This is a genomic window from Aeromicrobium sp. CF3.5, from assembly GCF_051262695.1.
Lineage (GTDB): Bacteria > Actinomycetota > Actinomycetes > Propionibacteriales > Nocardioidaceae > Aeromicrobium.
Genome location: NZ_JBIMEZ010000005.1, coordinates 123,592 through 136,522 on the forward strand (window position 1 = coordinate 123,592; position 12,931 = coordinate 136,522).

Below are 12,931 nucleotides of genomic sequence, written 5' to 3' on the forward strand. Positions count from 1 at the left end.
GTGGCGTGAGTCACAAACTACGTCGCTCCAGGTTGGCCGATGGTTGGCCCTCAGGGGTGGGCGGCGGCGAGCCGCGCCTTGAGCAGGGCCTTGGCCGGATGGGGCTGGTGGCCGAGGGCGGCGAGGCAGACCTCGAGGACCTCGGTGTCGGAGGGGGCAATGGCGCCGTACCCCACAACGGCGTCGGGGTCAGGATCGGCGAGGACGGCCTCGCGGACCGCGACGGCGACGTAGTCGGCGAGCTCGGTGAGGGCGGGTGAGTTGGTGCCCGGCAGGAGGTCGCCTGCGTACGCCGCGACGGCCTTGCGCACCTGACCGGAGCGGATCAGCCGGATGACCTGGTCGACATCGAGCTCGACCGGCATCTGCAGCTGGTAGGGGCGTGAGGACAGGGCGCCGCCAAGAGCGGCTCGAAGGTGGGAGACCTCGGACTTCAACGTCGAGGCGGTGACGGGCTCATCGCCGTAGAGGAGGGCGTGCAGCTGGCCGAGGGAGAGTCCGTCGGGGTGGATGGCGAGCAGCGCGAGGATCTCGGTCTGTCGGCGGTTGAGCAGGAGCCGCCGGCCGTCGAGCACCGCTGACGCCTGGCCGAGCAGGGTGATGCTGAGGCCTGGAGGTGCTGAGGGCTGCAGATCGGGTAGGCGTGAGTGCTGGCGGCTGTTCGGCATCGCGGTCTCGATCAGCCGCGCCATGACGCGAGCGGTCGCCAGACCGATGGGGTGGGTGCGTTCCCACGTGGTCGACAGATCGATGACGCCCAGCTGCTCGCCGGTGACCGGGTCGTGCACCGGGGCGGCCCAGCAGACCCAGTTGTGCACCATCGGTGCGTAGTGCTCCGCGGCGAAGACCATAGAGGTCTGGGAGGTGCGGGCCGCGAGGTCGAGCGCGTTGGTGCCGACGCTGCGGTCGTCCCACCGGCCACCGGCCACGAAGTTGACGGTTTCGGCCTTGCGGCGCATGACCCGCCCGCCGCAGGTCCACAGGATGCGGGCGTCGGTGTCGGTGACGGCCAGCACGAGGTCGCCGTCCTGCGCGGTCTGACGCAGGTCGGCCTCGACCCGCTCGACGGCGACCTGGAGGGGCGAGCCGTTCCAGAACGACGCGGTGTCGGACTCGTCGGCCAGTGGGGCCTCGGCCACCTCGAGGGTGGCGGCACTCGCTGAACGCTGCCAGCTGTCGAGGATCTCCGGACGCACCACGTGCTCGTTGCCGCCGCGTTCGACGAAGGTCTGCCAGGCCGTCGTCGCATTGCGGCGGCGCTGGTCCAACGTGTCGTCGGTCGCGTCGGGCAGTGCCGTCATGGTGCCTCCTGGAGTCAGGATACGCGGCAAGGTGTGACGCGCGCCACGCCAGCCGTCGACGCCCTAGGAGCGCAGGGAGGCCTCGTCCAGATCGATGCCGACGACCCGCGCGACCCGATCCATGTCGACGTCCCAGGACAGGAGGGCCGCGCCGCGTCGTTGGGCCACGGCTGCGATCAGGCAGTCGAGCATGCCCCGAGGGGTGACGCCGGCGTGCCGGCATCGGCGGTAGATCCGTGCAGCCGCGTCGAAGTCGGCGACGGACTCCAGAGGCGCGAATCCGAAGCTGAGCAGGAGGCGGCGCAGATCGTGCTCCCGCTGGTCCGTGCGTGCACCCGCCAGCACCTCCATCACGATCGGTTCGGTGACCGTCAGTGGTCCGTCGTTCGCGATCAGATCGGCAACGCGTTGGTCGACCGCGCTGCCCGTGGCGCGGTCGAACTCGACCCACGCCGAGGTGTCGACCAGGATCACGTGGCGCCGTGCGGCGCTACGTCGACCGGAAGCTCGTCGATCGCGTGGGCGCCGCGCATCGCCAGTGCCTCGTCGCGAGACATGGCCTGACCTGCGAGGTGACGCAGCGCGAGGTCCACCGCCTCGGTCTTGGTGGTGATCGCGTAGCGACTCATGATCGTGCGGACGAGGTCGTCCTCGATCTCGATGTTCGTGCGCTGCCTGGCCATACACCTAACGTACACGTGGCTGACGCGGAAGGTCCTCGGTTCTCCTCGGGGCTTGCCGAAGCGCACAACGATGCTGTCGCCGGACTCGGCGTAGTCGAGCAGCTTGCTCATGGTCGGCCGTTCGGTCGCGGCCAGTGCCTCTGCCCGACCCGCGCCTTTCGTGCATGGGATCATATCTGGCATGAATGAGAACCCGGCACGCCTCGTTTCGAACTCGCCATTGCCTGCAGGTATCGAGGGCGACTTGAGGGCTACGCTGGATTTCATCGTGGAGATTGACCGTCTCAAGACGGTGGAACGCCAATCCCCATTGGCTGCGGCCCCGAGACGTGAGAATGACGCGGAGCACTCGTGGCATCTCGCGGTGATGGTCATGTTACTCAGCGAGCACAGCGATGAACCAGTCGACGTCCAGCGCTGCCTCGAACTGGTTCTGATCCACGATTTGGTCGAGATCTATGCCGGCGACACCGCTCTGTATGACGACATCGGCGGCCAGAGTCAGGTCGAACGTGAAGTCGCGGCTGCGAACGAGTTGTTCACGCAACTGCCCGCTGCGGCCGCGCAACGGTTTCGTGCTCTGTGGGACGAGTTCGAGGCCCGCAAGACGTCCGAGGCCCGCTTTGCCAAGGCCATGGACCGACTCCAACCCACCGTTCTGAACTGGATGGCCCACGGCGGAACTTGGCAGACACCGGGCGTGACGACCCAAGATGTCCGAGAACGCAAAGCTGTGATCGGCGAATCCTCGACGTCGCTATGGGCCGCTGCCAGCCTTATGATCGAGGAAGGCGCCAAGCGCGGCTGGTCCACAGACACCTGACTTCACACCGCCCGTCCCACAAGCCGATCGGTCTGCGGGACGGCGAAGATCGCTTGTTAGGGGTGCCGGGGAACTCATCGGAATCGTCGTGCGCGAAGCGATGAGGCGCCCGTTCCTCCATCCGGCATGAAGAGGATCAGTCGAGGGTCGCCCTCCCCGCGGTGACGACGTCCTCGGGACGACGTGTCGGTGATGCGGTCTCAGCGGCCCCGTCTTTTGCGACCCAGGCCGCGCAGGAGGCCGGGGCGACCTGCTCCTGTCCCACCGGGACGCGGACTGGTGGCTCCGCCTCGAGCTGGTCGTCGTGCGGCGCCGGTAACTTTGCCGATGATTCCTCTGAGCATGTCCATACCTTTGTTTGGGTTGTCTCCCGGCTGGAAGGGTTTTGTCAGATTCCCAGCCGGGCTGGCCGCCTGCACGTACGTGTTGCGCCGACCCTACTGCGGGTGTTGTGGCGGCACCGATCGCTGCGGTGGGCTGATGGGCAGCCGCCGACCGCCGCTAATTCTCCGCCGCATCCAGGGCCGACCTCGAAGCCATGAACAACCCCACCAAAGAGGTCGGCGCCATGCCCGAAATCAACGCGGCATGACCTGAACCCACCGACCCGCACGGTGTGGAGAAACTCCACACTCAGCGGGACGTCACCCCACCCAACAGGTGGGGCCGCTACATCTCGTGCGGCGGGCAAGACGGGCAAAGCCGCAGAACTGCGATGCTCGTCTGGGCCGCTGTCGCGAAACGTGCCGTCGTGGTCATTCTCGGCCCGGCTCACAGCGCCACCGCATCAGCGAGGGCTGCTGCCGATACCTCGTCCCGCAACAAGGTTTCTGCCACGACATCGACCCGGACGCCGAAGATGTCGCTCAGTTCTTCGGACATTCCCGACACACGCAAGAGGGGGTTCCCGCTCTCCCGCGTGAGGTCGACGAGAAGGTCGAGATCGCTGTCCTCGCTTGCGTCTCCGCGAGCCACCGACCCGAACAAGCCAGGGTTGGTTGCTCCATAGCGAGCCAGCACTTCACCCACGTCGATGGAGTGCTGAGACGACGGCAGCGCGAAGCCGAAGTGATGCGAGACGCAGCCTGCTCATGAGATTGAGGATAACGGGCGGATCGGCTGCTGGACCGCTGGTGAGAAGGCCGTTCGCAGCCGGCTGCGGGTCATCCCTCGCTGGGCAGTGCCCCCTCATGCAGCGCGTGGTGGATGCGGCCCGGTCGCTCGGCCAGGCGCTCGCCGCTGCCGCCCCAGCGGCCAGCGATGATCTCGGCGGCGATGCTGATGGCGGTCTCCTGCGGTGTCCGGGCGCCGAGATCGAGGCCGATCGGGCTCGACAAGCGGTCGAGGTCGTCGTCGCTGAGCCCGATCTCCCGCAGTCGCTCGGTGCGGTCGTCGTGGGTGCGCCGAGATCCCATCGCGCCCACGTAGGCGACCCGGGGCATGCGCAGCGCGACCTCGAGCAGCGGCACGTCGAACTTGGGGTCGTGGGTCAGCACGCAGACCACGGTGCGTTCGTCGACCCGACCAGCCTCGACCTCGGCGGTCAGGTAGCGGTGCGGCCAGTCCACGATGACCTCGTCGGCCTCCGGGAAGCGGGTGGCGGTCGCGAACACGGGACGGGCATCGCACACCGTGACGTGATAGCCGAGGAAGTGGCCGACCTCGGCAACCGCGGCGGCGAAGTCGATGGCGCCGAAGACCAGCATGCGCGGTGCCGGGGCGAAGGCCCAGACGAAGACCCGAAGCCCTTCGCCGCGGCGCTCGCCGTCGGGGCCGTAGGTGAGGGTCGCGTTGCGGCCCTGGGCCAGGAGGCCGAGGGCGTCGTCGGCCACCGCGTCGTCGGCGCGGGTCGATCCGATCGATCCCTCGATGTGCGTCTCGGCTCGTGATGCGGAGTCGGAGTCCGGATGCACGATCATCCGGCGCCCGATCCAGGACGGGTCGGGATGGTCGACCACCGTGGCGACGGCCACGGGACGGCCCTCGCGCACGTCCTGGGCGATCTGCGCGAGCTCGGGGAAGGTCGTGCGGTCGATCTTCTCGACGTAGACGTCGAGGATGCCGCCGCAGGTCAGGCCCACGGCGAAGGCGTCGTCATCGGAGATGCCGTAGCGCTGCAGCTGGGCGTGTCCGGACGCGACGACCTCGCCGGTGAGCTCGTAGACCGCGCCCTCGACGCATCCGCCCGACACCGACCCGACGGCCTGACCGCCGGGGCCGACCAGCATGGAGGCTCCCGCGGGTCGGGGTGCGGACTGGAAGGTCGCCACCACGGTGCCCATGCCGATCGTCTCGCCGGCGTCGTACCACTCCATCAGCTCGTCGAGCACTTCACGCATCGGCGATCACCTCCAGGACCTGTTCGAACGCGCGCACGGAGTGCCCTGCGATGAAGTCGTCGCAGTGCGGCAGCACGGCCTTGATGCCGGCCTGGACCGGCTGGTACCCGGCCTTGCCGCGGTGCGGATTGACCCACACGACCCGGTGGGCGAGTCGTGAGAGTCGGCGCACCTGGGTGCCGAGCTCGGTGGTGTCGCCCTGCTCCCAGCCGTCGCTGAAGACCACGACGACGGCGCCGCGCGCCATGCCGCGCGCACCCCAGCGATCGAGGAACGCCTGCAGGGTCTCGCCGAGTCGAGTGCCGCCTGACCAGTCGGGCACCTGCTCGCCGGCCCGCACGAGCGCGCGATCGGGGTCACGGGTCTGCAGTGCCGTGGTGACACGGGTCAGGCGGGTGCCGAGCGTGAACACCTCGGTGTCGGGCAGGTCTGCGCTGATCCGGTGGGCCACTCTCAGCAGGGCGTCGGCATAGCTGCGCATGCTGCCCGAGACGTCGATCAGCGCGACGACGCGGCGGGGCTGGCGACCTCGGCGCCGGTGCACGATGCGGGCCGGCTCGCCGAAGTTGCGCAGCGAGCGGCGCAGGGTGCGGTTGAGGTCGACGTCGCCGCGCCGTGCTGTGGTGCGCCGCGTCGCACGTCGCATCGGCGGGCGGGGATGCAGCGTCGCGATCAGGTGGCCGAGCAGCGCCTTCTCGTCGGCGGTGGCGCTGGCGACGTCGCGGTGGCGCAGCACCTCCACGTCGCTGGCGACGGCCTCGACCTGGTCGCTGTCGACCTCCTCGGACTCGCCGCTGCCGGTGTCGTCCATCGGCAGGGTCGAGTGCACGGTGCGCGGGGTCCCGCGAGGTTGGGTGCGCGGCAGCGGCTCGCGTCCGGCGAACCAGGCCTCGAAGACCTGGTCGTAGCGGTCGAGGTCGTCGGGGCTGGCGCACAGGGTGGCGCGGCCCGCGAGGTAGACGGCGCCGAGATCGCTGGCGTCGACCAGGCAGGACGCAGCGAGGAACGAGGTCGACCGATCATGGGTGACGGCCACACCGCTGCTGCGCACCGCGCGCGCGAAGGCCAGCAGGATCTCGTCGGGTTCGCGGTCGGACAGGTCGGAGATGGACAGGTCGGACAGCGACCGGGTGGGGGCCATCATGAGGCGAGCATGCGGTCGATGGCGTGCTTGACCCGATCGGTGTCCTCGCGGTACTTGACGACGGCGCCGAGGGTGATGGCCGCGGACTCGATGTCCAGCTCCTCCACGCCGAGTCGGCGCAGCGCCCGAACCCAGTCCAGCGTCTCGGCGACCCCGGGCGGCTTGAGCAGCGACTCGGCCCGCATGTGCTGGACCGCGCTGGTGACCTGACGGGCCAGCGACTCGGACACCTCGGGAATGCGGCTGCGCACGATCGCGATCTCGCGGTCCAGCCCGGGGTGGTCGATCCAGTGGTAGAGGCACCGGCGTTTCAGGGCGTCGTGCAGCTCGCGCGTGCGGTTCGAGGTGAGCACCACCAGGGGTGGTGTCGCAGCGGAGACGGTCCCTATCTCGGGGATGCTGACCGTCCAGCTCGACAGGACCTCGAGCAGGAAGGCCTCGAACTCGTCGTCCGCGCGGTCGACCTCGTCGATGAGCAGGACCGCAGGGCTCTCGCGCAGGGCCCGCAGGATCGGGCGGTCGAGCAGGAAGCGCTCGTCGAACAGGGACGCCTCGGCCGCCTCGGCATCGAAGCTGGAGTCGCCGGCGGCCGCCTCGAGGGTCCGCAGGTGCAGGATCTGGCGGGGGAAGTCCCAGTCGTAGAGTGCCTGGCTGGCATCGATGCCCTCGTAGCACTGCAGCCGGATCAGTGGCACACCTGCGTGCTGGGCGAGTGCCTCGGCCAGGGCCGTCTTGCCGGTGCCCGGCTCGCCCTCGAGCAACAGGGGTCGCTGCATCGCCTGGGCGAGGAACACGACCGTGGCCAGGGATTCGTCGGCCAGGTAGCCGGTGGACTCGAGGGCCGAGGCGGTGGCGGCGACATCGGTCGGGACGTCAATGGAAGGTGTGCTCACCTGACCACGTTACTGACCGTGAGGTTGGTCACGGGTTGGTGTCGACGTCTCGTCGCGGTTGGGTGTCGACGTCTCGTCGCGGTTGGGTGTCGACGTCTCGTCGCGGTTGGGTGTCGACGTCGTGGCCGGTCGCCAGGTCGCCGCACTCGATGAGGCTTGGCGGGTTCGCGCTCAGGTAGTCGCGGGCTCCGGCATCACCGGACGCACCGGCCAGCACGCCGTCCCAGTGCGCGCGACCGAGGAGCACAGGATGGCCGGGGCGTGAGTCGTATGCCGCGCGGGCCAGTGCCTGCGGTCCGTGGGCCTGGTTCAGCACGCGCTGGATGACCGGGGCCGAGACGTCGGGCAGGTCGACCAGGTGCACGAGTGCGCCGGTGGCTGCGGTCTCGAGGAGCCCGCGCAGACCGGCGCGCAGGGACGCCGCCATGCCGTCGTCCCAGTCGGTCGCGATCGTGATGGCGACGCCGCCGGGAACCAGGGCGCGGGCCTGGTCGGCCTGCGCGCCGAGCACCACGTGGACGTCGTCGCAGCCGCCCTCGCGCAGCACGCCGACGGCGTGCGCGAGCCAGCCCGGTACCAGCGACTTGGGGCCGCCGTAGCGTCGACCTGCACCGGCAGCGAGGAGCAGTCCGGCGACAGGCATGCGCCGAGACTAGCTAGTCGTGGGCACCGACGGCCGGTGGCGGTGAGGTGCCGGGTGGCGCGGCCACCAGAAGCGCTCGCCGATCATCGTCGCCAGGGCCGGCACGAGCAGGCTGCGGACCACCAGGGTGTCCAGCAGCACTCCGATGCCCACGATGACGCCGATCTGGGTGAGGGTGACCAGCGGCAGCACCCCGAGGACCGCGAACACGGCGGCCAGCACGATGCCGGCGCTCGTGATCACGCCACCGGTCACCGCCAGAGCGGTCGTCATGGCGCCGGCGATCGGCTGGGTGGCGGACTCCTCACGGGCCCGGGTGGCCAGGAAGATGTTGTAGTCGACCCCGAGCGCGACCAGGAAGATGAACGCGAACAGCGGTACCGGCAGGTCGAGGGCGGGGAAGTCGAACAGGTGGGTGAACACGAACCAGCCGGCCCCCATGGCCGTCGCGTAGGTGGCGACCACCGTCAGGACGAGCACGACTGCGGCCACCACCGAGCGCAGCAGGAGCAGCAGGATTGCGACGACGATCAGCAGCACGAGCGGGATGATCAGGATCCGGTCGTGTGATGCGGCTTGGGCGGCGTCGAGATTCTCTGCGTCCGGCCCGCCCACCAGCGCGGTGGAGCCGAGGCCCTCGCGCAACCGGTCGACCGTCTCGGCGGCACGGTCAGAACCGAGGTCGCTGTCGAGCACCACGTCGATCTGGGTCCACTTCTCGGAGGCCGGCCCCGGCGTCGTCGAGGAGACCCCGATGGTCTCGGCGATGCGGTCGGTGACGGGGCCCACGTCGGCGGGTCGGGTCAGGACGACGGTCGGTTCGGCGGCGCCGGCGGGGAAGGCCTCGGCAAGCACCTCCTGGCCGGTGACGGCTTCGGGCACCTCACGGAATCGTTCGTTCTGGGTGAGGCCGACCGACAGTCCCGCACCGCCGATCGCAAGGATCGCGAGGAGGGCGACCGAGCCTGCCGCGAAGGCGCGCGGACGAGTCGTGACGTGGTGACCCACGCGCGACCAGAGGCCGGTGCGGGCCGGATCGTCCTGTCCGACCCGGGGCACGAACGGCCAGAAGAGGCCGCGGCCGAACAGGACCATGGCGCACGGCAGGACCACGAGCCCGAACAGGACCGCCACCACGATGCCGATCGCGGCGGACCATCCGAGGGCGCGATTGGACGGTGTGTCGGCGAACGACAGCATCAGCAGGGCCAGCACGACGGTGCCCGAGCTGGCGGCGATGGCGGGCGCAGCCTGGCGCCAGGCCGAGCGCATCGCCGCGAACCGGTCGTCGTGCAGACGGAGTTCTTCGCGATAGCGGGCGATCAGCAGCAGCGCGTAGTTGGTCCCGGCTCCGAAGACCAGCACGGACGTGATTCCGGTGGTCGACCCATCGACGCTGTATCCGAACAGCTGGGTGGCGGCGGCAACCGCAACGGAGGCCACACGGTCGCCGACCGCGACGACGACCAATGGAACGAGCCACAACCATGGACTCCGATAGGTGATCAGCAGCAGGAGGGCGACGACGAGCGCAGTCGCCACGAGCAGGCGCACGTCGGCGCCGGCGAACACGTCGGCCAGGTCCGCGGCGAAGGCCGGGCCACCGGTCACCTGCGCGGACCACCCTGAGGGAAGCGCGTTGCCGACTACCTCGCGGATGTCGGCGACCTGATCGGCTCCGGTCGCCGCGTCGAGGGGGACGGCCAGCAGGGCCACTTCTTCGTCGTCGGAGAAGATCGGCTCCAGCGGTGCCTCGGACACCGAGAACGAGGCGAGCTCGCTGGACAGGTCGGTCACCGCGGTGCGATCCGCGTCGTCGAAGCTCTCGCCTGCTGGGCTGACGACCACGATGGCCGGCGCGACGCCGCTGGACGGAAGGGTCGCCTTCACACGGGCGACCGTGGTGGAGTCGGCCGAGTCCGGCAGGCCTGCGGTGGGCGCGTTCGACTCGCGGGCTTCGGGAGCGAAGCTCAGCGCAGCGCCCGACCCGATCACGAACAGCAGCGCCACGACCACGGCGGTGGCCCGGGACAGGTGGAGGGATTTAGTTCCACGGTGGAATGATTCCATGAGTGAAATAGTACGATAAGACCATGTCGAGAGCCACTTCGGATCCTGCCCCGTCCGATCCCGCCCCGTCGGCCGCTTCGGCTGATCTCGTGCGGGAGCTCCGGTCGTTCAGCGGCGAGATCGAGCGCTACATCGCGCAGATGAGTCATGTGCACACGATGCATCGCACAGACCTGACCGCACTCGCACTCGTCATGGATCACGGGGGCGCGTCGCCCGGAGAGATCAGCCAAGGACTGGGACTGAGTCCGTCGGCCACCTCGGCCATGCTCGATCGACTCGAGTCGGCCGGCCACGTCCGCCGGGCCCGGGTCGAGAGCGACCGCCGCTCCGTGCGTGTCGAGGTCACTGACAGTGCGCGCGCCGTGGGCGGTTCGATGTTCGGAATTCTCGCGCGCCACATGCGCGCCGTGCTCGACGATCACGACGAGGCGGACCTCGTGGCCATGGCGAGCCTGATGGAGCAGATCAACGGCGCCGCGCGGGCGGCGCGTGACGAGGCCGGGCGCGCGGCGGAGGATCGCGGCGGAAATTGACGTTCCGATGCCGCCAGTTCGCCCGGACGGACAAGAGGAGAGGTACGCTGGGGACACCGGTTGCCGACGTGCCGCCCTTCGGGCGGTTTCTGATGCGGTTTCCGGATCGTGCACCCGCTGACACGCGGTACGCACATCACCTCGTGGTGGCCACGGTCGCCCGGTCAGGTGTCCCTCGTGCCGGCCCTCGGCATCGCGGGTGTCCACGTCACCTTCAGTGGAGGAACGCAGTGGCTCAAGGCCGACGCTCATCCGGCGGAACCCGCCACGCTGGCAACCGACCCCGCTCGGGCGGCAGCAGCCGACGTGCGCGCGCGACCGACAACGAGGGCATCATGCCGGTGCTGGCGCGGGCCGTCCGTGAGGTCGAGTCGCGGGCGCAGCGCGGTGCGCTGAACCACGACCAACGCACGCGGTTCCAGGTCATCGGTCTGCTGGTGCGCGAGGAACGCAATCGGGTCAAGGCGGACACCGAGATCACCGAGCAGTCGCGCGGCGAGCAGCTCAAGCGGCTCGACGGGGTGGCCACGATCCTGGCCAAGACCGCCACGCGTGACCCCTCGCTGTTCCTCCTGCTCGGCGACGAGGCGACCCCCACCGACGAGGCACGCATCCTGCGCCGCGAGATGCTCGCCGCTGCCGGACTGGCGCCTGCGCCGACCGAGACACCCACCGACGAGGGGGAGGTTGCTCCGGTCGCCGAGCGCCGCATCGTCCCGCAGTCGGTCATCTCCCGCCAGCTGTCCAATCCGTTCATGGCCCCCGACTTCAGCAATGCGGCGCCGCGGGAGTCCGGCCCCGGTCGGCTCTCGACGTGGGAGCTGCTCGGACCGCTGTTCACCTCCTTTGAGAAGGCGTCCGATGGTGCGCCGTCGTGCATGCAGCTGCCCGAGCCGACGTTCCTGATGACCCCGTCGGGCCGTGAGCTGATGAAGCACCAGGCGCAGCTGGTCGAAGCTGCTGCTGCCGGGCACCGCACCTTCCTGCTGGCCGACGAGCCCGGTCTGGGCAAGACCGCCCAGGCCCTGCTGGCCGCGCACGCCGCCGATGCCTATCCGCTGCTGGTCGTGGCGCCCAACGTGGTCAAGACGAACTGGGCCCGTGAGGTCGAGATGTGGACGCCGGGCCGCACCGCCACCGTCATCCACGGAAATGGCGACACCATCGACGGCTTCGCCGACATCGTCGTCATCAACTACGAGGTGCTCGATCGCCACGTGGGCTGGCTCGGCGAGCTGGGCTTTCGCGGCATGGTCGTCGACGAGGCGCACTTCATCAAGAACAAGTCGTCGCAGCGTTCCCAGCAGGTCATGCAGGTCGCGGAGCGCATCCGCAAGCGAGCCGGTCGTCCCCTGATGATGGCCCTGACCGGCACCCCCCTGATCAACACGATCGAGGACTTCCGCACCATCTGGCAGTTCCTCGGGTGGATCGACGAGAAGAAGCCCCGCAGCGAGCTGATGACCGCCCTGGAGCAGACCGGCAAGACGCCGCTCGACCACGGGTTCTACGGCGCAGCGCGTCAGGCCGTGATCGATCGCGGCATCGTGCGGCGTCGCAAGGTCGACGTCGCGGCGGACATCCCGGCCCGCCGCATCGCGGACATCCCGGTCGACCTCGAGGGCGAGGTCGGTCGGTCGATCGCCGAGGCCGAACGCAAGCTGGTCGAGCGGATGCTGCGCCGGTACGACACCGGTGCCGCAGCCAAGGCGGAGGCCCGCTCGAGTGCGATCAGCGACACCATCGATGCCGATCTGGTGCGCCGCGTGGCCACCTGGGAGCGCGAGGACAACCAGAACTCCAAGGACGAGGAGAACGTCTTCGCCATGATGCGGCGCATCGGTCAGGCCAAGGCCGGGCTCGCTGCGGACTACACCGCCCAGCTGGCTCGCAACGTCGGCAAGGTCGTGTTCTTCGCCAAGCACGTCGACGTCATGGATGCTGCAGAGGCGTCCTTCTCCCAGCGCGGCATCCGGTACACCTCGATCCGTGGTGACCAGAGCAAGGCTGCTCGCGAGAAGGCCATCGACGGGTTCATGAACGATCCCGAGGTCAAGGTGATCGTCTGCTCCGTCACGGCCGCCGGCGTCGGCATCAACCTGCAGGTCGCCTCCGACGTCGTGCTGGCCGAGCTGTCGTGGACCGACGCCGAGCAGACGCAGGCGATCGACCGCGTGCACCGCATCGGTCAGGACAAGCCCGTCACGGCGTGGCGCATCATCGCCGCCCAGACCATCGACGGGCGCATCGCCGAGCTCATCGACAGCAAGGCCGGGCTCGCCGCGCGTGCGCTCGACGGATCCGACGGGGAGATCGGCTCGTCGGTCGATGTGCAGCTCGAGGCGCTTGTCGCCCTGCTCGCCGACGCGCTCGAGACCCGCACAGGCTGACGCTCACCGCCCGGCTGGAGGCGGCGAGCCCGTCGCCCGTCGCCCGTGGGGCGGTGAGTGAGTCGGCACGCGTGGGCGCAATTCGCCGAGTCCCTCACCGCCCTGCCGG

Annotated in this window: 12 protein-coding genes; 3 read left to right on the forward strand and 9 right to left on the reverse strand. The window is 69.5% G+C overall.

The features are described from left to right. Nucleotides 1–50: 50 nt before the first annotated feature. From ACHAA3_RS10925 to ACHAA3_RS10935, 3 genes are all read right to left on the reverse strand, one after another. Nucleotides 51–1,301 (reverse strand): transcriptional regulator, encoded by a 1,251-nt coding sequence (locus tag ACHAA3_RS10925; RefSeq protein ID WP_435709041.1) that lies wholly within the window; start codon nt 1,299–1,301, stop codon nt 51–53. Between the two features lie 63 nt (nt 1,302–1,364). Then, nucleotides 1,365–1,775 (reverse strand): type II toxin-antitoxin system VapC family toxin, encoded by a 411-nt coding sequence (gene vapC / locus ACHAA3_RS10930; RefSeq protein ID WP_435709042.1) that lies wholly within the window; start codon nt 1,773–1,775, stop codon nt 1,365–1,367. Continuing rightward, nucleotides 1,772–2,095 carry a type II toxin-antitoxin system VapB family antitoxin gene (locus ACHAA3_RS10935; protein WP_435709043.1) on the reverse strand — a complete coding sequence of 108 codons (324 nt, stop codon included), beginning with the start codon at nt 2,093–2,095 and terminating at the stop codon, nt 1,772–1,774. The genes vapC and ACHAA3_RS10935 overlap by 4 nt, the downstream gene beginning before the upstream one ends. Nucleotides 2,096–2,165: 70 nt before the next feature. Here ACHAA3_RS10935 and ACHAA3_RS10940 point away from each other — a divergent pair, with 70 nt between their 5' ends. Further along, nucleotides 2,166–2,807, forward strand: coding sequence for an HD domain-containing protein (locus ACHAA3_RS10940; RefSeq protein ID WP_435709044.1), 642 nt, complete (start codon nt 2,166–2,168; stop codon nt 2,805–2,807). Between the two features lie 771 nt (nt 2,808–3,578). Here ACHAA3_RS10940 and ACHAA3_RS10945 read toward each other — a convergent pair. From ACHAA3_RS10945 to ACHAA3_RS10970, 6 genes are all read right to left on the reverse strand, one after another. Beyond that, nucleotides 3,579–3,836, reverse strand: a complete 258-nt coding sequence (locus tag ACHAA3_RS10945) for a nucleotidyltransferase family protein (protein WP_435709045.1) — start codon at nt 3,834–3,836, stop codon at nt 3,579–3,581. 134 nt (nt 3,837–3,970) lie between these two features. Further along, nucleotides 3,971–5,146, reverse strand: a complete 1,176-nt coding sequence (locus ACHAA3_RS10950) for an XdhC family protein (RefSeq protein WP_435709046.1) — start codon at nt 5,144–5,146, stop codon at nt 3,971–3,973. Next, nucleotides 5,139–6,290, reverse strand: coding sequence for a vWA domain-containing protein (locus ACHAA3_RS10955; RefSeq protein ID WP_435709047.1), 1,152 nt, complete (start codon nt 6,288–6,290; stop codon nt 5,139–5,141). Before ACHAA3_RS10955 ends, ACHAA3_RS10950 begins: the two co-directional genes overlap by 8 nt. After that, nucleotides 6,287–7,183, reverse strand: coding sequence for an AAA family ATPase (locus ACHAA3_RS10960; RefSeq protein ID WP_435709048.1), 897 nt, complete (start codon nt 7,181–7,183; stop codon nt 6,287–6,289). The genes ACHAA3_RS10955 and ACHAA3_RS10960 overlap by 4 nt, the downstream gene beginning before the upstream one ends. 28 nt (nt 7,184–7,211) lie before the next feature. Next, nucleotides 7,212–7,826, reverse strand: coding sequence for a nucleotidyltransferase family protein (locus ACHAA3_RS10965; RefSeq protein WP_435709049.1), 615 nt, complete (start codon nt 7,824–7,826; stop codon nt 7,212–7,214). A 9-nt stretch (nt 7,827–7,835) separates the two neighbouring features. Then, nucleotides 7,836–9,896, reverse strand: a complete 2,061-nt coding sequence (locus tag ACHAA3_RS10970) for an MMPL family transporter (RefSeq protein WP_435709050.1) — start codon at nt 9,894–9,896, stop codon at nt 7,836–7,838. 23 nt (nt 9,897–9,919) lie between these two features. Here ACHAA3_RS10970 and ACHAA3_RS10975 point away from each other — a divergent pair, with 23 nt between their 5' ends. Together ACHAA3_RS10975 and ACHAA3_RS10980 are read left to right on the forward strand one after the other, a co-directional pair. Further along, nucleotides 9,920–10,432, forward strand: a complete 513-nt coding sequence (locus tag ACHAA3_RS10975; RefSeq protein ID WP_435709051.1) for a MarR family winged helix-turn-helix transcriptional regulator — start codon at nt 9,920–9,922, stop codon at nt 10,430–10,432. Nucleotides 10,433–10,767: 335 nt separating this feature from the next. Continuing rightward, nucleotides 10,768–12,822: a DEAD/DEAH box helicase gene (locus ACHAA3_RS10980; protein ID WP_435709052.1), complete on the forward strand. Its 2,055-nt coding sequence runs from the start codon at nt 10,768–10,770 to the stop codon at nt 12,820–12,822. Nucleotides 12,823–12,931 lie beyond the last annotated feature (109 nt).

What these genes read in the sequence shown, in the direction of transcription:
- ACHAA3_RS10925 (WP_435709041.1), bottom strand. Translation starts at nt 1,301, where the DNA reads ATGACGGCACTGCCCGACGCGACCGACGACACGTTGGACCAGCGCCGC.
- ACHAA3_RS10935 (WP_435709043.1), bottom strand. Translation starts at nt 2,095, where the DNA reads ATGAGCAAGCTGCTCGACTACGCCGAGTCCGGCGACAGCATCGTTGTG.
- ACHAA3_RS10940 (WP_435709044.1), top strand. Translation starts at nt 2,166, where the DNA reads ATGAATGAGAACCCGGCACGCCTCGTTTCGAACTCGCCATTGCCTGCA.
- ACHAA3_RS10950 (WP_435709046.1), bottom strand. Translation starts at nt 5,146, where the DNA reads ATGCGTGAAGTGCTCGACGAGCTGATGGAGTGGTACGACGCCGGCGAG.
- ACHAA3_RS10955 (WP_435709047.1), bottom strand. Translation starts at nt 6,290, where the DNA reads ATGATGGCCCCCACCCGGTCGCTGTCCGACCTGTCCATCTCCGACCTG.
- ACHAA3_RS10965 (WP_435709049.1), bottom strand. Translation starts at nt 7,826, where the DNA reads ATGCCTGTCGCCGGACTGCTCCTCGCTGCCGGTGCAGGTCGACGCTAC.
- ACHAA3_RS10970 (WP_435709050.1), bottom strand. Translation starts at nt 9,896, where the DNA reads ATGGAATCATTCCACCGTGGAACTAAATCCCTCCACCTGTCCCGGGCC.
- ACHAA3_RS10975 (WP_435709051.1), top strand. Translation starts at nt 9,920, where the DNA reads ATGTCGAGAGCCACTTCGGATCCTGCCCCGTCCGATCCCGCCCCGTCG.
- ACHAA3_RS10980 (WP_435709052.1), top strand. Translation starts at nt 10,768, where the DNA reads ATGCCGGTGCTGGCGCGGGCCGTCCGTGAGGTCGAGTCGCGGGCGCAG.